Origin of the sequence: Pseudomonas sp. JZ134 (assembly GCF_051027695.1) — a bacterium.
GTDB lineage: Bacteria > Pseudomonadota > Gammaproteobacteria > Pseudomonadales > Pseudomonadaceae > Chryseomonas > Chryseomonas luteola.
Map to the genome: position 1 here is coordinate 66,337 of NZ_CP069251.1, position 17,651 is coordinate 83,987.

The 17,651-nt window shown below is 56.2% G+C and carries 15 protein-coding genes; 4 read left to right on the plus strand and 11 right to left on the minus strand.

What is annotated here, in order from left to right; translation table 11 throughout:
* Positions 1-16 precede the first annotated feature (16 nt).
* Positions 17-340: a DUF6482 family protein gene (locus tag JQR86_RS19770; protein WP_010798896.1), complete on the minus strand. Its 324-nt coding sequence runs from the start codon at positions 338-340 to the stop codon at positions 17-19.
* A 337-nt stretch (positions 341-677) separates the two neighbouring features.
* Between JQR86_RS19770 and hemB the strand changes: the two genes are divergently transcribed.
* Positions 678-1,652: a porphobilinogen synthase gene (hemB, locus tag JQR86_RS19775; protein WP_122043891.1), complete on the plus strand. Its 975-nt coding sequence runs from the start codon at positions 678-680 to the stop codon at positions 1,650-1,652.
* A 47-nt stretch (positions 1,653-1,699) separates the two neighbouring features.
* On the opposite strand, the gene JQR86_RS19780 is transcribed toward hemB, so the two are convergent.
* The 4 genes from JQR86_RS19780 to JQR86_RS19795 are packed head-to-tail and all read right to left on the minus strand — an operon-like array spanning position 1,700 to position 5,437.
* On the minus strand, positions 1,700-2,467 hold the full coding sequence (locus JQR86_RS19780; protein ID WP_074828437.1) for a heme ABC transporter ATP-binding protein: 768 nt from the start codon (positions 2,465-2,467) through the stop codon (positions 1,700-1,702).
* Positions 2,467-3,444, minus strand: coding sequence for a FecCD family ABC transporter permease (locus JQR86_RS19785; protein WP_162493727.1), 978 nt, complete (start codon positions 3,442-3,444; stop codon positions 2,467-2,469). Before JQR86_RS19785 ends, JQR86_RS19780 begins: the two co-directional genes overlap by 1 nt.
* Positions 3,445-3,494: 50 nt before the next feature.
* A complete protein-coding gene (locus JQR86_RS19790; protein ID WP_074828432.1) occupies positions 3,495-4,409 on the minus strand; it encodes a heme/hemin ABC transporter substrate-binding protein in 915 nt (304 codons plus the stop codon).
* Positions 4,379-5,437 (minus strand): hemin-degrading factor, encoded by a 1,059-nt coding sequence (locus JQR86_RS19795; protein WP_434155238.1) that lies wholly within the window; start codon positions 5,435-5,437, stop codon positions 4,379-4,381. The genes JQR86_RS19790 and JQR86_RS19795 overlap by 31 nt, the downstream gene beginning before the upstream one ends.
* Positions 5,438-5,620: 183 nt before the next feature.
* Here JQR86_RS19795 and JQR86_RS19800 point away from each other — a divergent pair, with 183 nt between their 5' ends.
* Both JQR86_RS19800 and JQR86_RS19805 read left to right on the plus strand, forming a co-directional pair.
* Positions 5,621-7,834 (plus strand): TonB-dependent hemoglobin/transferrin/lactoferrin family receptor, encoded by a 2,214-nt coding sequence (locus JQR86_RS19800; RefSeq protein ID WP_434155239.1) that lies wholly within the window; start codon positions 5,621-5,623, stop codon positions 7,832-7,834.
* 162 nt (positions 7,835-7,996) lie between these two features.
* Positions 7,997-8,209 carry a hypothetical protein gene (locus JQR86_RS19805; protein ID WP_197871525.1) on the plus strand — a complete coding sequence of 71 codons (213 nt, stop codon included), beginning with the start codon at positions 7,997-7,999 and terminating at the stop codon, positions 8,207-8,209.
* 43 nt (positions 8,210-8,252) lie between these two features.
* On the opposite strand, the gene JQR86_RS19810 is transcribed toward JQR86_RS19805, so the two are convergent.
* The gene (locus JQR86_RS19810) at positions 8,253-10,511 is read right to left on the minus strand and encodes a xanthine dehydrogenase family protein molybdopterin-binding subunit (protein WP_434155241.1); all 2,259 of its coding nucleotides are present in this window, start codon (positions 10,509-10,511) and stop codon (positions 8,253-8,255) included.
* Positions 10,512-10,699: 188 nt separating this feature from the next.
* Between JQR86_RS19810 and JQR86_RS19815 the strand changes: the two genes are divergently transcribed.
* Positions 10,700-11,473, plus strand: coding sequence for an SDR family NAD(P)-dependent oxidoreductase (locus JQR86_RS19815; protein ID WP_434155244.1), 774 nt, complete (start codon positions 10,700-10,702; stop codon positions 11,471-11,473).
* Positions 11,474-11,590: 117 nt separating this feature from the next.
* Here the strand turns inward: JQR86_RS19815 and JQR86_RS19820 are convergent, their stop codons facing one another.
* From JQR86_RS19820 to JQR86_RS19840, 5 genes are all read right to left on the minus strand, one after another.
* Positions 11,591-12,508, minus strand: coding sequence for an alpha/beta hydrolase (locus tag JQR86_RS19820; protein ID WP_434155245.1), 918 nt, complete (start codon positions 12,506-12,508; stop codon positions 11,591-11,593).
* Positions 12,509-12,558: 50 nt separating this feature from the next.
* Positions 12,559-14,793 carry a TonB-dependent siderophore receptor gene (locus tag JQR86_RS19825; RefSeq protein WP_434155247.1) on the minus strand — a complete coding sequence of 745 codons (2,235 nt, stop codon included), beginning with the start codon at positions 14,791-14,793 and terminating at the stop codon, positions 12,559-12,561.
* Positions 14,794-14,942: 149 nt separating this feature from the next.
* Complete coding sequence (locus JQR86_RS19830; RefSeq protein ID WP_434155249.1) at positions 14,943-16,298, minus strand: histidine kinase sensor domain-containing protein; 1,356 nt, start codon at positions 16,296-16,298, stop codon at positions 14,943-14,945.
* A complete protein-coding gene (locus tag JQR86_RS19835; RefSeq protein WP_434155250.1) occupies positions 16,298-16,999 on the minus strand; it encodes a response regulator transcription factor in 702 nt (233 codons plus the stop codon). The genes JQR86_RS19830 and JQR86_RS19835 overlap by 1 nt, the downstream gene beginning before the upstream one ends.
* 73 nt (positions 17,000-17,072) lie before the next feature.
* A complete protein-coding gene (locus tag JQR86_RS19840; protein WP_434155252.1) occupies positions 17,073-17,522 on the minus strand; it encodes an MEKHLA domain-containing protein in 450 nt (149 codons plus the stop codon).
* Positions 17,523-17,651: the final 129 nt, after the last annotated feature.

A 17,651-nucleotide genomic window follows, 5' to 3' on the forward strand; every position in this document is an offset into this window, starting at 1 on the left:
ATCAGGCTCAGCAGTCCTAGTTGTTTCTTTGGCCCATGGAGTTGCCATGCAGGGGAATGGGCTGCTTGGAAGCCTGGGGCGTGCTGTCTTGCCCGACCATCTCTTCGTAGACTGCAGGCTGAACCAGGAATAGCTGAACGTCTCCCTTCAGATTGACCAGTGTTTTTCGGCCTTCTTCGACCGAGGCGATATGCAGCGTTTCACCGTGATCGTTCACAACGGGATGGGATTCATTATTCATTAACGCATGTATGACGAAAGAGCCGCCCTCCATGGAAACGAAATGGATTTCCTTAACATCTCCGTCCTTCACATGCTTGGTCAGTTCTGCCACTTTCATGAAGGTTCTCCAGTGCTGGGGTTGTTGTTCAAATAAGCGTTTCGCTATCGTTCTTTGAAACGTGGTGGGTGGGCGAGTTCAATAGAGGAACGTCCGTCTTGTGATATCTGCACGGCCTTGTGGTGCCCATCATCTACCTTGCTACGATGAAAACGATGCGCGGCAACGTGACGCGCTGAAGGGGCGACATAAAACGTCTGTTCAGTAGTATGCTAATGAAATGACGATCCGCTGAGTCCTTCGGCTCGACTTTCAGAATCCTTCCTATTGCCGTGGCCATCCCTCCGCTCGTCAGACGTCGAATCTGCTACAGATTTTGTTTATTGCGAGGTTTCAAGTGCCCAGTTCTTTCCCTCTTTCTCGCCCACGCCGTCTTCGTCGGTCCGATCAGCTTCGCTCGATGTTTCAGGAAACTGAGCTGAGCCTCAATGATCTAGTACTGCCGATCTTCGTCGAGGAAGAAATCGATGATTTCGTTCCGATCAAAGCCATGCCGGGTGTCATGCGTATCCCCGAATCCAGGCTGGCCAGCGAAATCGAGCGTTATGCTCGCGCCGGTATCAAGTCGGTCATGACCTTTGGCGTGTCTCATCACCTGTCCCATGACGGAAGCGATACATGGCATGAGGACGGCCTGGTTTCACGTATGGCGCGTATCTGCAAAGACGCGGTACCGGAAATGATCGTCATGTCCGATACCTGTTTCTGCGAGTACACCACCCATGGTCATTGTGGCATCGTTCATGATGATCACATAGATAACGATGCCACGCTGATCAATCTGGGCAAGCAAGCAGTTGCTGCGGCTCAGGCCGGTGCAGACTTCATTGCGCCGTCGGCAGCCATGGATGGACAGGTGCATGCGATTCGCAGCGCTTTGGATGAGGCAGGCTTTATCAATACCTCGATCATGTCCTACTCCACCAAATTTGCGTCGGCAATGTATGGCCCGTTCCGCGAGGCCGGTGGTAGCGCGCTCAAGGGCAATCGCAATGCCTACCAGATGAATCCCATGAACCGCCGTGAAGCGATCCGTGAATCTTTGATGGATGAGCAGGAAGGCGCGGATGCGCTGATGGTGAAGCCTGCTGGCGCCTACCTGGATATCATTCGAGACATTCGTGAGGCCTCCAGGCTACCGCTGGGCGCCTATCAGGTCAGCGGTGAATACGCCATGATCAAGTTTGCGGCAGCCGCAGGGGCCATTGACGAACACCGCGTGGTACGGGAAAGCCTGGGCTCGATCAAGCGTGCCGGTGCCGACCTGATCTTTACCTATTTCGCCATGGACCTGGCCAAAGACGGTATCTAACACTGCGAATAGCGAGCCGGCACTCCTTTCGCCGGCTCCGCTCAAGGCTACAGGTAGATCACCAGCGGATGGCCATGCACTGGGTGCTCTTGAATCAAGACGTCCAGATCAAACACTGCCTTGAGGCGATCGGGGCATAAGACTTCTTCAGGGCTGCCCAAGCCCTCCATTTGACCATGCTTGAGCAGAAGCAGCCTGTCGCAGTAGCGGGCCGCCAGGTTCATGTCGTGCAGCACGACGGCTACGGCTAACCCTTGATTGGCCATCTGCCTGATCACCTTCAGAATGCTGTGCTGATGATGGGGGTCGAGGGCTGACGTCGGCTCATCCAGTAAGAGCACCTTGTCAGAGGTGGCAGGCCATAGCTGCGCGAGTATGCGGGCCAAATGGGTTCGCTGGCGCTCCCCGCCGGACAGGGTCGTATAGTGGCGTTGCGCAAGCTCGGTCAGGTCGCAAAGATCAAGTACCGTATCGACAATTCGGGTATCGGTATGGAGGCCTGTTGCATGGGGTAGTCTGCCGAAACCTGCAACTTGTCTTACCGTAAACGCAAAACTTAACGTCGAGGTTTGAGGCAGTACAGCCAGATTAAGAGCCCTCGCCTCGGGCGACCATGCTGCCAGGGGCGTTGCTCCAAGCATGATATCGCCTGAGGTCGGTCGTATGTCTCCACATAACGCGCCAAAGAGTGTGCTTTTCCCCGCGCCGTTGGGACCGATAACTCCCAGGATTTCGCCGCTGCGCAGTTCCAGATCAATGTCACGAATACGCCACCCGTTGGCATGCTGAACGCTTAATTCTGTTGCCTTGAGCATTACATGGCCCGTCGCAACAGCAGGAACAAAAAGAAGGGCGCCCCGATAAAAGCAGTCACGATCCCTATTGGCAATTCGGCGGGCGCCAGCAACAGGCGTGCAATGATATCGGCCAGAAGCAACAGGCTGGCGCCGCCAAACAGTGCGCTGGGTAAGAGTACCCGATGGTCGGGCCCTGCAATCAGGCGGAGCAGGTGTGGCACGACCAGTCCTACGAAGCCGATCAGGCCTGCTGCTGCGACTGCGGCACCTACACCCAAGGCAGTACACAGGATCAGCTCGCCCTTGAGTCGCTCTACATCGATACCCAAGTGTCGTGCCTCGGACTCTCCAAGAAGCAACGCATTCAGGGCGTCGGCACGCCGGGGCAACCATAGCGCTACGGCCAGGCCAATCCCCACCAGCGGCCATAGCCGGGCATAGCTGGCACCGTTCAGGCTCCCCAGGTTCCAGGAGGTCAACAGGCGCAGCGTGGTGTCATCAGCTAGATAGGTGAGCAGACCTATGGCAGCGCCTGCCATGGCCGTTAACGCAATACCTGCCAGGAGCATGGTGGCGACGTGTGCTTGACCGTGCCGGCAACCCAGCCGGTAAACGATGGCAGTGATTACCAGGCCGCCCATGAAGGCAAACAATGACAGCAGATAAGGCTGGAGCCCAATCGGCAGGATGAAGAGGTACTCGCCACCGACAATTGCCAGGGCTGCGCCCAACGCCGCTCCACTGGACACTCCAATCAGGCCAGGGTCTGCAAGGGGATTGCGGAAAAGCCCCTGCATGGCAACGCCCGTCAATGCCAGCACCGCACCAACCATCAGGCCCATCAGGGTGCGAGGCAAACGAATCTGTCCAACTACCAGTAGAGCCTGGTCACTGGCGGTAACAGGTAGACCGGAAAGATGAGCCAGCGCGCGCAACGTTTCGCCCAGGGGGAGGCGAAGCGGCCCCAGCGCCAGTGACAGCCACAGGCTGAGCAGGGTCAAGCCGATCAGCCCTATAAGCAATAACCGAGGCGACGCGCGCAGGCTCATGGTTGTCCGGCTGCCGGCTCTGGAAGATCTTGCAGGTAAAACTGTCCGGCTAGGTGCTCCGCTACTTCCGGCAGACGAGGTCCCAGTCCGCCTACCAGTACGGTGGCATCAATAGGCAGTAGGTGTCCTTCACGCACGGCCTGACTTTGCTCTAGGGCAGGATTCTGCTTTAACAGCGCCTGCGCAGCAGCAGCGGCCTCAAGGCGGCGGTCGGCAATAATGATATACGCCGGGTCAAGCCCAGCCAGCACTTCGCTGGAGAGCGCCTTGTATCCTGGCTGCGTCGCCAGGTTGATACCTCCTGCCTGCTTGATCAGCCAATCGCCGAGTGTACCGGGCCCTGCGATCAACGGCCGATCTCCCGTGCCTCCAATCAGTAGTAGCACGCCAGGGCTGGTGTGATGCGCCTGAGCTGCATGAATGCGGGATTCCAGGCTGTGCAACGCATCACTGTAGCGGGCAAATTGCCTTTGGGCCTCTTCCGGTCTCCCCAGCCAGGTACCCAGTGCTTCCAGGGTACGGTGCAGGGTGTCCAGACTGGCTTCGGCCGACAAGGTCTCTACTCGCACTCCTGTTCTGCGCAGTTGATCAAGTACGGGAGGCGGCCCCATCTCTTCGCTGCCTACCAGTATGTCTGGCCGCAAAGTAAGAATGCCTTCAGCGCTGAGCTGGCGTTGATAACCTATCCTGGGCAGCGTTTGAAGCGACTCGGGGTGCTGGCTTGTAGTGTCTACGCCAACCAGTCGGGATTGACCGCCCAGTACGGCGATCCATTCAGTCAGCGAGCCGCCTGCACTGACCCAGCGTTGGGGCTGCTCGGCAGATAAAACGACCACGGCGGTAGCCCAGAGCAGAAGTCCGATGGCAAGACGAATCTTTTTCACTGAGCAGACTCCGCCAGGGCTGTCCATTGTGCACGTTCGGGTTGGCCAGGTTTACGTGCGCCAAACATCTGCATGATCAGTTCTCCGTTGTGGTCATACGCCTCAAGGCTGGTAATGATGCCGTCCACACTCGGTTTACGCACGCGCCAAAGTGCATGGATACCCGACGTTTGCAGGTGCAGATTGAAGGCACTGTCCAATACATTGAACCAGGTGTCTACCCACTTGAGTGTTGTGAGGGTTCCGGTATGGATCTGAATACAGTGCTGGTTGCCCACAAATATCATGATGGGTAATTGCTGTGCCGCGGCAGTGTTCATGACCTGGGGCAGCGCGTCCACATTCAATGATTCAGCCCACTCCTTGCCCGCCAGTCGTAAGGCCTGGGTTCTGGCGATGCCCAGTCGCTGCAGGAGCGCATGGAAGTGGTGGGTATCCTTTAGCTGCGCCCACCCTGAGCGCAGGGCCTCGATATCAACCTTCTGATCGGAACAGGGCGGTACGCGCGTTTTCAACGGTACCCGTGTAAGTTCGCAGCTTTGCTCATTTTCCTTAAAGCGTGTCTTCAGCGCTTCCCAGGCATCCTTATGACTGTTCTCAGTCAGATAGACTTTATGAACCGCCATCCCTTGTGCATCAAAGACCTGAAGGCTATGTAACAGGCCGCGCGAAGTCACTTCGTCTACCGCAAACGCAAATGTCCAGCCTGAGAGAAACAGCCGTAAATCGATGTCGGGCGAGACGACCAACCCCATACGACCATTTCCTGATATGGCCAGTTCGCGGTAAGGCCCCTGGCGCTCATGGACGCAGTATTCATTGCGCGTAAGCGCCATGACAGGTCCCAAGTTGGCAAGCTCACCCAGTAGCGCTTTCCATTCAGGACGCAGGCGGATCACATCGTTCCCAATCCGACTGGCTACAAGCTCCGCCTCGCTGACCTTCAGCTGTTGGGCGGCATCACGTGCACGTATAGAGGGTTTTTCCAGGCGCAGACGTTGCCACTCCTTGAAGAGATCGCACGCAACGGCAGGCTCTAACGTAGACAGGCTCATAGGGGATTTCCTTGAAGGTTAGGGTAGAGCGGCATGGCTAGACATCCGTCTAGCGAACCAGTGCGAGTATATTAAAACGATAATCATTTACAATAAAGATGATATTAATTCTCATCTTTGGCTTTACAGATATCGCTCGGATAGTAATGATTATCAAATGCATTAAACAACACCGAGCCCTCTATGAATATGTCTCCGCCGTTTCCGCTTCGCCCGTGGATTGTCCTGTTGTGCCTGACACCTGGCTTTACAGCCGCCGCCGAAAGCGCCAGCGCTCTTCCAGTCACTACCATTACTGCAACCTTTACCGAACAGCCGATCACCGCCGTTCCCACTACCGTCACGGTCAAGGAACAGACGGATATAGACCGGGAAAATATCAATACCATCAGGGATCTGGTGCGGCATGAGCCGGGTGTCAGTGTAGGAGGTACAGGGCACGCAGCTGGCATTAACGGTTTCAATATCCGGGGGATCGACGGCAACCGAGTCTTGACCCAGATTGATGGCGTGACGGTACCGGACGCGTATGCGTTTGGTCCTTATGCCAATACCCGGCGAAATTATGTCGATCCCGACCTTGTCAAGCGGGTAGAGATCCTGCGTGGCCCGGCTTCTGCTCTGTATGGAAGTGATGCCATCGGTGGTGCTGTCAGCTACTTCACGCTTGATCCAGAAGATCTGCTCAGAGAGGGTAGGAACTATGGTGCCCGGTTCAAGACAGGATACAGCTCCGCTGATCGTAGTTGGTTGACCTCCGGTACAGTGGCAGGCCGGACCGGCGATTTCGATGCGCTGGTGCATTATGGCAAGCGCAGTGGGCACGAAACGGAGTCGTATGGGGGCCATCATGGACTCGGTAGCAGCCGTACCGCAGCCAACCCGGAAGATCACGACAGCTACAACGTGCTGGCGAAACTAGGCTATCACTACGATGACGACAGCCGTTTGCAATTGACCTATGAGCATTATCGCTCACGTTTGGACGGTGATATCAAAAGTGCACCGACCCGTATTTTCGGCGTACAGACGCGTAGTTATCTGGGACGTAATGTCGTTGATGTAGAGGAACGAGATCGCTTCAGTCTGGAGAACGCACTGAGCCTGACTACCGGCTTCGCTGATCGTTGGACCACGTTGCTCAGCTACCAAAACGGTGGGACGGATCAGCGCACTTACCAGCCCAATAGCAGCGCCAGCTATTACCGTAAGACCACGTATGAAGAGCATACTTGGGCATTCGATAACAAACTCGACAAGCATTTCGCCATGGGCGAGAGCGAGCATCTGGTGACTTATGGACTGCGTTATGAGCACCAGGAGGTCAACGGCTTGCGGACAGGGACATCCAACCGTGGTGTGGCTAATCTTTATGCCAGCGATTTTCCATCGCCTGCGGTGGACACCTGGGGAACGTTTGTTCAGGACCAGATCGATATAGGGGCCTGGACCTTTCTGCCAGCGTTACGCTATGACCATACGACGCTGAAGCCGGATGCCAATACAGCCTATCTCGCCGGGTTGGCCAGCGGTACGGCTTTCGATGATAGCGAAAAGAGCTGGCACCACGTTTCACCAAAACTAGGCGTGACCTATCGCTTCAATGATCATTACAGTGCCTTCGGCCAGTACGCCGAGGGCTTCCGCACACCAACACCCAAAGCGTTATATGGCAACTTCACCAATGAAAGCGCAGGTTACCAGGTGGTGGGCAATGCCGACCTTGATCCGGAAACCAGCCGTGGCGTTGAGTTGGGGTTTAGAGGACACTTCGATCAGGGCAATTTCAGTGTCGCGGTGTTCTATAACAAATATCGCGATTTTATTGAAGAGGATGCCCTGGGCGGAGGGGGCAGTTATGCTGTTTTCCAGTCCAGCAATATCAGTCATGCCACGATCAAAGGCGCCGAAGCCAAAGGGCATCTGGAACTGGACACCGTTGGCCTGCCTGAGGGCGCCTACAGCGAAGGCACCATCGCCTACGCCTGGGGCCGCAACGATGATACTGGTCAGCCGCTCAATAGCGTGAGTCCGCTGACAGGGGTCTTCAGCCTCGGATACGACGACCGCACAGGTCAATATGGCGGTCGTCTCGACTGGACACTGGTACAACGCAAGAAGCGTGTCGATGACGCGCGCTATCACGCTGCCGACGGCAGTACGCAGTTTCGCACGCCGGGGTTTGGCATACTGGATCTTACGGCCTACTACAAGCTCACCCGCGATCTCACGGTCAACGCTGGACTCTACAACCTCACCGACAGGAAATACTGGCTGTGGGATGACCTACGAGGTTATGACACAACCGGAGAGGGAGGAATGCTGGCGCCTGCCAATATCGACCGCCTGAGTCAACCTGGCCGAAATGTATCGATGAATATTGTCTGGGAAATTTGAGTGTTTGGGGTAAGGGGCGTCAGTAAAACAGGAGCTGACCGCCTCTACCTTCGAATTGGAGGCGGGTCTACAAATATCTTTGGACATAAGTCTCACTTTAGGGAAAAATCCGCTCGCCTTGTTGCTTATGGCCTCGAAGTCCACTTTGGTGAGGAAGTCATTATGCGTTACTACGTTATTATCTGGCTGGGTATCGCCGCCTGCTTTGCCTTTATGCAAGCGGATCATGCGCTTCCTGCCGTTCTAAGTCTCATGGCCAGCTGGTTGGTTGCCTTGTTCTTCAAGCCAGCGCCGACACGAGTGCGTGGATTCTCTCCCGTGATTGATACGACGCCCCCTCGTGCGGTTGCTGATACGCCGGCAGGGCAAGTCTGAGCGCCTATGACAAGCCTGACAGTGTTATCGGCTGGTAGCCTGTTTACAGAATAAGCCGCTTATCCAAGGTTAGGGGCAAGGTTCGAATCCGCTGTCCCGTTGCATGGAAAATGGCGTTGGCGACAGCAGCGGCTACGCCAACGACGGCAATCTCGCCAAGACCCTTGATGCCAAGAGGATGGCCGCGGCGGTCATCTTCTTCAATCATGATGATATCCAGATCCGGCACATCTGCCTGAGTGGGAATCAAAGCCTCGGAGAGGTCTGCATTCATCCAGCGGCCGTTGTGCCGGTCAAGACGCGTCTCTTCCATCAATGCCTGTCCCAGCCCCCATACCATTCCGCCCAAGAGCTGACTATGGGCAAGGGTTGGATTCACGATGCGACCACAGCCAAAGGCGCCTACCAGACGCTCAACCCTGAGAGTACCCAATTGCGGATCTACCAGCACTTTGACGAACTGTGCGCCAAACGCGGCGCGTCCTACCTCGGGTGGATTGATCTGATCTGCGGTACCGGCCTCGGCTTCAAGGTAATCCAGTTGGTGACGCGTTAGTAACGATACGAATGACTCCTGGCGACCTGTCTGTGAAACAAGGCCGCTTTCCTGGAGCTTCAGTTCTGCCGGGTTTGTCCTATGAAGCGGCGAGGCGGGATCTGTACTGGCTAGCGTACCCAGCTTCAGGCGCAACGCATCGGCTGCGGCGTGAAGCGCTGCGCCAAGACTCAGGGTTGTCGACGAGCTGGCCGTCAATGAGCTGTAGGGCAGTCGTGTGTCTCCCCATTCCAGTGTGACACTGCCCAACGGCAGCCCCAGCGCTTCGGCGGCAAGTTGTGACAGGGCCGTGGCGCTGCCCTGACCGATCTCATGGGTTGACGAGGAGGCGACCGCTGTTCCGTCTGCCCTTATCCGCATACGGGCGCAAGCGGCCATCTGCGCGACATGGTAAATGGACGTCGCCATGCCGTAGCCGACCTTGAATCGGCCCTCCTGCTGTGCGCCCGGACGAGGATCGCGTGATTGCCAGCCAATACGTTCAGCCGCTGCCTGATAGCAGTCCTTGAGAGATTTGCTTGACCACTCATGACCGCTCTGCGGTTCCTGGTCAGCATAATTACGTAGGCGGGCCTCCAGAGGGTCAATACCCTGCTGATAGGCCCATTCATCCATAGCGCTTTCGATCGCGAACTGGCTTACCGCCACGCCAGGTGCACGCATCCAGCTGGGTGCATTAACGTCGAGCCGCGCGGTTTTATGCTGCGTGCGCAGATGCTTAGAGGCGTAGAGCTTGGGCGTCATTTCGCCAACGGGTTCGATGAAGTTGGATGTGGTGGAGTTCTGGATCAAGGCGTCCTGCATCAGTACCTGTAATCGACCATCCTTCCCGCCGCCCAGATGGACCCGCTGCCGTGTGGCCCCGCGATAGGGCATCATGGAAAAGGTCTGGCGTCGTGTCAGAGCAAGCTTGACGGGTCGCCCGGTCCGCTTTGCCGCCATGGCCGCCAGGAGTGGGTGGACGTTACCCTTTTTGCCTCCAAAGGCGCCACCCACGAAAGGCACGATTATCCGGACCTTGTCGCGTAATGCCTCTTCAGGTGAGCCGGTTTTCATGACCTCCATGAAATCCTTTTGCAGGCCCATGTCAAAGGCCTGAGCCAAGCCATATGCATCGCCATAGGAATATTGCGTGCCAAGGTACAGTGTCAGTCGCCCATGGCTATCCCACGCAGCGATTGCGGCGCCAGGCTCCAGGGCGTTGTGATGGTGAGAAGCCGTCTCGTAGACCTGCTCGAATGTCTGCTCGGCCATTGCAAAGGCGGTATCCGGATCGCCTCGCTCCGTTGTGCCAGGCTCACCGACCCCCACCATTTGTGGCCGTTCGGCCTTTTGTTCGTCCAAAACCAGTAAGGGCGGCTGCTCGGGGGCTGCATAACGTATTGTTACACAGGCAGCGGCGCGCTGTGCCTGCTCAGCAGTGTCAGCGATCACCAGCGCAACAGGCTGCCCGTTGTAATGCAGCCGGCTATCCTGGAGCGGCTGAAAACGCGTCAGCTCTCCACCTGGCAGGGTATGAACGGGTTTGAGTTTTGGCGCGTCCAGGTGCGTCATCACACAGTGCACCCCTTCCAGTGCGAGCGCGGCGGCCGTATCGATAGCCTCAATGCGTCCTGTTGCTTGCGTACTTTGAACCACGGCTGCATGAGCCAGTGGTCCATCTCCCGGCCCATGGGCAAGATCCGCCGTGTAGCAGGCCTTGCCGGTGACTTTGTCATACGCTTCGAGACGGTGGGGCGCTTTCATTGCAGAAACCTCATAACAGAAGCCAGCCTCTCTCTAATGGGGACACCGTGGTCAAAAAGGCGGTTCCAGTAGGTGCCTTGTTCCTTTGCCTGACGAGTGGGGCAGTAGAGGTGGGATACACACGGTCCATCGTAATAACCGTGAGGGTATGGCCCTCATACATCTCAACCCACCCATAAGGAGACGATATGAGCAAGCTGGCAGGTAAAATCGCGGTTATAACCGGTGCTGATTCGGGTATGGGAAAGGCCATGGCAGCCGTGTTCGCGCGGGAAGGTGCTCATGTGGCGATCACGTATTACTCTGATCAGCAAGGTGCTCAGGACACCCTCGAGCAAGTCCGCAACGCGGGGGGCCGCGGTCTGGTAAGGCAAGTGGATGTCAGAGACGAACACAGTGTGTCGGCCCTGTTCAAGGCAGTGGACGAGGAGCTGGGGACACCCGATATTCTGGTTAATAACGCCGGTACGGGCAAAAGCAAACCCATTACCGAACTGACTACTGAAGAATTCGATCTGGTGATCAAAACCGATTTATACGGGCCGTTTTTCTGTGCCCGTGAGTTCATCCGGCGCCGTCAGCAGGCCGGTGGGCAGGGAAAGATCATCAATATCACGTCTGTTCATGACTCAATCCCCAGCCCCAACAATGTGCCTTATGGTGCTGCCAAAGGTGGGCTTCTTACCATGACGCGCAGCCTTGCGCTGGAACTTGCGCCGCTCAAGATCAATGTGAACGCTATTGCGCCAGGGCTTATCCGAACCCCGATGACAGAGGCTCGAGTCGACGATCCGCAAAAGCGCGAGGAAGAGCTGCCCAATATTCCCTGGAAGCGTCCCGGGTATCCTGAGGAGATTGCTGAGCTGGCGCTATATCTGGTCAGCCCTGAGTCCGACTACGTCACCGGTCAGAACTTTACGATTGATGGCGGGCTGGAAATGAATTGGGGGCAGGGCGCTTAGTGGCGTACTTGGTGTTGGAATACCTACGGATCTGGTTGGCGATGCTGTACCAACCAGATCTGGTATTATCTTGAAGACGCAAACGCTAGCCTCATACCTATCAGCTAGCGGCTTTCGTCAGTTACAAGCATTACCTGCTGAATAATGCGTCAGTGTCCAGCTCAGCGATCGGTTAAACATCGCGCCATGGCCTAGCCCCTCAAACTCACGGTATTGACCGCTCACCCCGGGGGTCTGAACCAGCCGCATAGTAAGTGCTTCTGCTGTGGAAGTGGTTACCCGAGATGCCGATTCCGCCAGCAGCCTGGACGGATAGGCGGGTTCGTCTTTACCACGCAAGACAAAGAGGCATACAGAGGTATCTGCGAGGCGTTTGTCAAAGCCGGCTTCTTCTTGCAAGAGCTGGCCGTTACCCCACCATAGTGAAGGACTGGCCGCATAGTAGGACCGGAAGTTGCCGGGACGCGTTAACAGGGCATGCAGTACCAAGAGCCCACCATACGAATGGCCCCAGATCGCTTTATGGTTGGGGTCAAGCATGATCCGCTTTGCCAGTTCAGGCGCCAACGTAAGGTCCAGCCAGTCTAGAAAATGGTCAGCTCCGCCAGTTGGCGAGCCGGTTAGGCTATCGTGGGTCGGTCCAGTCGCCTGGGTAGGCAGAGTAAAATCGTAGCTTCGCGTGTCCTGGTCGAATCGCAGAGGCGTGTCGTGTCCAATAATCACCAGAACAGGCGAACTACCTTCTGCCAGTTGCTTCAAGTTATCCTCGCTCAATGCTCCGAGGGCAGCATTACCGTCCAGCAGAAACAGGGACGAATAGCCGGACGCGGGAGCAGGCCGATGCGGCGTAGCGATCCAGATATGGTAGCCACGCTTTCCATCCTGACTTCGTAGGTGGAAGTCGCTGAATCCGTAGGGAAGGTTAGACTGCGACAGGATATGGCTGTCCATGGGTTCTTCAAGATTAGGCCGGGCCAGTGAGGGCAGGCTGACAAGGCATGTCAGCACCGCCGCCAGTATGATTGGGATACGCATAAGGTCAATCCTGGCCCCGCTGCGGAGCTATTACGCAGCGGGGCTTACAGTCAAAACGAAACGGTTACGCTGGAGAAGAAGGTGCGGCCTGGCTCGTTATAGGTAGCAGCCCCTGCACCTGCAATGTTGTTGACGCCTTGGGCATTACCCTCACGGAACAAGCGCTTGTCAAACAGATTCTCTACACCTGCCGTCACGCTGACGTTCTTTGTTAGCGCATAGGTGCCATTGAGACCTGCAAGGGCATAGGGCGAAAGCTGGTTGTTGGACGAACCTGTTACGCGATTACCCTGATAATCGTATTTCTTGGGCTTTTGTTTGCCATACCAGGTCACGTTGAGCTGAAGTGAAAGGTCTTCCTGCACCTGCCAGTCCAAGGTGGAGTTAAGGGTGTACTTGGGCGTCACTGACAGTACGTCCCCGGTCTCCTTGTTTTTGGATCTCAGCATATAGGTGAAGTTATTACGCCAGGTCACGTCCTCGGACAGCGGCAGCGTAAGCGTACCTTCAAGGCCTTCCACTAAGGCCTTGGGAATGTTTTCCCACTGATAGATATTAGAGTTGGCGTAGCTGCCGGTACCGCCAGTTGCCCGCCCTGTAGGGTTCAGGCCGGATTCGATCTTGTTTTTGTAGTCGTTACGAAAGTAGGTCAAACCGGCGACAACGCCGTCATGCTGGTATTCAAGTCCCAGCTCCTTGTTGATGCTGGTCTCGGCCTTAAGGTCTTGATTGCCTTGTAGATAGCAGCTTGTGCTCTGTCCATAACAACCCTGACCACGGCTATAGAGCAGGTAGTTGGGATTGAGCTGGTAGAGGTTCGGCGCCTTGTAGGCGCGGGCGATACCTGCCTTGAGCGTGACGGTATCCGTCAGCGTTTGTGAAAGGTTGAGTGCGGGACTCCAGTTGTCGCCAACTACATCATGATGATCGAAGCGCAGTCCGGGTGTCAGAATCGTGCCTGGCCTGAGTTCAATATTGTCCTCGGCGAACAGTGAGAAGATTTCTGCTGATGCGGTACTGTTGCGGTTGCTGCCCGAAAGCCCGGGGACACTGCCACCTTCACTGACGCTCTGACTGGTGGAAGTGGCGTCGTCAAGCTCCTGACGGACCCATTCGCTGCCCAGCGTTAGCACATGATCGACCTCCGACGTCTGCAATGGCATATTCACCTCGGCATGGGCGGTGATATCTCGCAGCACGGAAGTGTTTACATTATTTCCGGAAAAGATACCTTCTGTACCGCCGGCCAAACCTTCCTGAATGCGGCTGTTACGAGTCTTGGCATATTGCAGATAGGCCAGGCTGCTTCCAAAGTCCCAGTTACCCTTATGGGTAACAGCGTAGGTCTCACGGTAGAGCCGGTTAGTTTCGTGACCCATCAGGTTTTTTACGTAACTGTTGCTGTTGGTATTTTGCGTGTCGCCCGTATAGACATTGCCTTGACGGCTGAATCCCGCCTCGAATTCCAGCGTCTGATCAGGTGTAAGCTGCCAGCTGAGCAGCCCATTGATATCCCTGTTGCGTACACCCTCTCGGCCTGCCGGTAGTGTGCCAACCTGGTTACCAGTACGGGTAGACTCATGGCCCGAATTGATGTCCCAATCATCCGAGTCCGTCTTGGCGACGTTGCCATAGACGCGATAGCTCAACGTCTCGGTAAGAGGGCCGCTAAGACCAAAGTCGGCCCGTTCGGTTGCGCCCTCATCGCTGTGCTGGGGAAAGCTGTGGTAAAGCGTGGCTGAACCATGAGTCTCCTGGGGCGTGCCCTTGGTGATGATATTGACCACACCGCCGGCCGCACCATTGCCGTACCGTGCGGCAGCCGGTCCGCGAATGACCTCGATGCGCTCGACCTGATCCGCAGGCACCCAATTGGTGTCACCCCGAGTATCACGTTCGCCTCGCCACCCATAACGCACGGCGTTGCGGCTGGCGACAGGCTTACCGTCTACCAGGATCAACGTGTTTTCCGGACCCATGCCCCGAATATCGATCTGGCGGTTGTTGCCACGCTGGCCGCTGCTGGAATTGCCGGTTAGGTTGACGCCTGGCATGGTTCGAATGATCTGTGAGAGATCGTTGACGGGAGGGCGCTTTTTAATGTCCTCAGCGGTTATGATCGAAACCCCAGGCGCTTGCTTGAGCTCCTGTTCGGCGGTACCGAGGACCACCTCATCGTTTAACTGCGTGACATTTTCCTCAGCGTGAAGAGCGGTAACATGAGCGTACAGACAGCTCAGAACGGCCAGACCAAGGCGGGTTCGGCGGGCGGGAATCGAGGGCATACGCAAACTCCTGTAGAAACGACTTCCGTATCGCGCCAGCAGCAAAATGCCTGCCCATTGGGCGTTTGGCGCTGATGGGATAAGAACGCAGTCGGTGTGTTTGCGCAAATGATAGTCATTGCTATTTGCCAGTAAAGCGCATTAACAATCTAAACACTTTCCCCAGCAGGAAGGCGCAACGTCATGCGCAGGCCACGACCTGTGTTTCGGGCCCAAAGGTCGCCGCCTTGAAGACGAACGTTTCGCTGCGCGATGGCCAGTCCAAGGCCAAAGCCGCTACGTGAGGAATGTTCTTCTGCGAGCCGGTAAAAGGGTTGAAAGATGTTTTCCAGTTCATGTTCAGGAACGCCAGGTCCCTGATCATCAAGATGAATCAACCAGTAAGCGCCTTCACGTACTCCGGTCAGTTGCACGCATCCGCTCGAAGGGGAGTGTCGGATAGCATTACGCAAAAGGTTTTCCAGCGCTTGCATGATGCCATTGATATTCACACGGACTACACAGGTCGGGTCCACGGTGTACATCAAACGGTCTGGTGCCCAGCCGCTTTCAAAGCAGGCGTTTTCAACCAGCGCCTCCCAGATCCCGAGAAGCGATACGTCCTCCTGATGAAAGCGGGGGCGCTCGGTATCCAGCCAAGCGAGGTCAAGTGTGTCATCTACGAGTTGCTGCATATCTTGCACATCACTTTCGAGGCGACGTTTGAGTTGAGGCAAGGCCAGATGACTGTCGCTGGCCACCCGCAGGCGAGCCAGCGGCGTACGTAACTCGTGGGAAAGGTCGCGAAGCAATCGGCGCTGCTGTTCTATCTGATCCAGTAGCCGGCGCGTCAGGTGATCGAAGGCGCGGGCCAACTCGCCCAATTCATCGTGCCGTCTGCTCAGCGGCGCACCTAATGGGACCTCAAGATTATCTGCTTCCAGGGCTGCAGCACGCTCGCGCAATCTTGAGAGCGGTACGATTAGATGCCAATACAGAAGCAGGCCAAGAGTGAGCGCCAACAATACCGGCATTACACCGTGAGTCACGACATGGGTCCAAGGGGTAAGCCCTGTGGGCAAGAAGCGCTGCGGTAGTTGAAGAACCAGCCGACCCTGCTCGGGATGGAGAGGGAACTCGATGCTGACGTAGGGGAGCTCATCCTGTAGCCGGCGACTCATGGGCCAGTCCAGCTTGCGCATAAAGGTAAGGCGAGCATATTCCTGGGGTGTCAGGGGTGTCTCACCAAGTGCTCGGAGGTCCGGCCCTATTACCCGTGCCCAGGTGTTTTCTTTGGTTTCGAGCTGACGTTGCCAGGTTTCTATCGCCTCGGCATTCTGATCTCGTAGCCATAGTTGCTCTGCCTCGGCAGCATAATGGGATAGCAGTGCCCGAGCGGAAGTGTCGAGAAAATAACTGCTTCGCTCAACCTGCAACCCCCACGTCCACACCAGCCATACCAATAGCAGGCAGAAGGCGGCCAGCATTAGACCCAGTTTCCAGAAAAGCGAATGACGCAGGCGCATCAGGGCTGTATCCGTGCCACGTAACCTTTTCCCCAGACAGACTGGATCACCACGCGCTGGCAATGGATACGCTGGAGTTTGTGGCGCAGGTTACAAACATGCACATCAAGTCCGCGATCAAGTCGGGTATAGCTGCGACTGAAGACCTCTTGGTAAAGATAGGCCTTGCTGAGTGTTTCATCCTGATGCCTTAGCAGCGTTGTAAACAGTCGGTATTCAGAGTGTGTGAGCTCAGCCCATTGGCCCGCCAGACGGATATCCTGTCGCTGATCATCGGTGTGTGGTAGCCCGGGAGCCGCCACGGGTGGGTTAATATTTCGCTGCCGCTCCAGGGAGACTCGACGCAAAAGCGCATCTACACGGGCATCCAGCTCGGCAAGGCTGAACGGCTTGGGGAGGTAATCATCCGCACCCCGTGTAAAACCAGTGATTCGATCTTGTTCAGCGCCCAGTGCGGACATAAGTATGACCGGCGCTGCACTTTGGGTTCTGAGCCTCTCCAGTGCTGTCAGACCATTGAGCCCTGGCAGCAGGATATCCAGCAGCACCAGATCGAAGCGCTGTGTACAGGCCACGTCCAGGCCATTATCACCACGGCTCTCATGGATAAGGGTAAAGCCACGGGCTAACAGGTGCTGCTGAATGCCTTCGGCCAGAACCGGGTCATCTTCAACCAGTAAAACGTGAGGCTGTGCAGACATAAATGCAGATGAGAGTCATTAACGGATACCTAGTATCCGAACGTCTACATCCGAAAGCAAATGCCGATTACCTCTACAGGTCTTTTGACTGCGGAATCAGCACGGCCTGTCCCTGATAACGCCCCTCCGCATCATGGAGCTGCCAGAGCGTTGCGTTCTGTATCAGAAAGCGTCGACCGCTCTTCATGACCCGGACGCCGCTGTAACCGCTGGAATAACCGTCGCGCTTCACCTGATCTATGAAGCGCTGCCGCTCCTCGCGATCCTGTGGACTGGCAGACAGGCGTGAGGGGAGTTGGGTAATTTCCTCCCAGCTATAGCCAAAGCGCTGTTGCGCCGCCTGGTTAGCGTACATGAACACAGGGTCATTTTCGGCGTTATGGGCCAGGACGCAGAAAGGGGCGGAGTAGTACAACCAATCGGCCGCAGCTTGCCCGGCGAGCGGCACTGGTACAAGACGTTTGCCCACGTGCTGCTCGTAGGACGTAGCCAGTAACGTAAACAGCAGGACATCAGTCTTCATAGGAGTTGCTTCTTTCATAAAGGCGCCGTGCATGAACCATGAAGGAAGTGCCAACGTACAAAAGCCGCCTTCATGTGAAAAGAGCTAGCCCTGTCAATCTGTTCAATACCAGAAGGCTGCCTCTTTTTC

Coding starts and splice junctions, on each gene's coding strand:
- JQR86_RS19770 (WP_010798896.1), bottom strand. CDS start 340: ATGAAAGTGGCAGAACTGACCAAGCATGTGAAGGACGGAGATGTTAAG.
- JQR86_RS19780 (WP_074828437.1), bottom strand. CDS start 2,467: ATGCTCAAGGCAACAGAATTAAGCGTTCAGCATGCCAACGGGTGGCGT.
- JQR86_RS19790 (WP_074828432.1), bottom strand. CDS start 4,409: ATGGACAGCCCTGGCGGAGTCTGCTCAGTGAAAAAGATTCGTCTTGCC.
- JQR86_RS19795 (WP_434155238.1), bottom strand. CDS start 5,437: ATGAGCCTGTCTACGTTAGAGCCTGCCGTTGCGTGCGATCTCTTCAAG.
- JQR86_RS19800 (WP_434155239.1), top strand. CDS start 5,621: ATGAATATGTCTCCGCCGTTTCCGCTTCGCCCGTGGATTGTCCTGTTG.
- JQR86_RS19805 (WP_197871525.1), top strand. CDS start 7,997: ATGCGTTACTACGTTATTATCTGGCTGGGTATCGCCGCCTGCTTTGCC.
- JQR86_RS19810 (WP_434155241.1), bottom strand. CDS start 10,511: ATGAAAGCGCCCCACCGTCTCGAAGCGTATGACAAAGTCACCGGCAAG.
- JQR86_RS19815 (WP_434155244.1), top strand. CDS start 10,700: ATGAGCAAGCTGGCAGGTAAAATCGCGGTTATAACCGGTGCTGATTCG.
- JQR86_RS19820 (WP_434155245.1), bottom strand. CDS start 12,508: ATGCGTATCCCAATCATACTGGCGGCGGTGCTGACATGCCTTGTCAGC.
- JQR86_RS19825 (WP_434155247.1), bottom strand. CDS start 14,793: ATGCCCTCGATTCCCGCCCGCCGAACCCGCCTTGGTCTGGCCGTTCTG.
- JQR86_RS19830 (WP_434155249.1), bottom strand. CDS start 16,298: ATGCGCCTGCGTCATTCGCTTTTCTGGAAACTGGGTCTAATGCTGGCC.
- JQR86_RS19835 (WP_434155250.1), bottom strand. CDS start 16,999: ATGTCTGCACAGCCTCACGTTTTACTGGTTGAAGATGACCCGGTTCTG.
- JQR86_RS19840 (WP_434155252.1), bottom strand. CDS start 17,522: ATGAAGACTGATGTCCTGCTGTTTACGTTACTGGCTACGTCCTACGAG.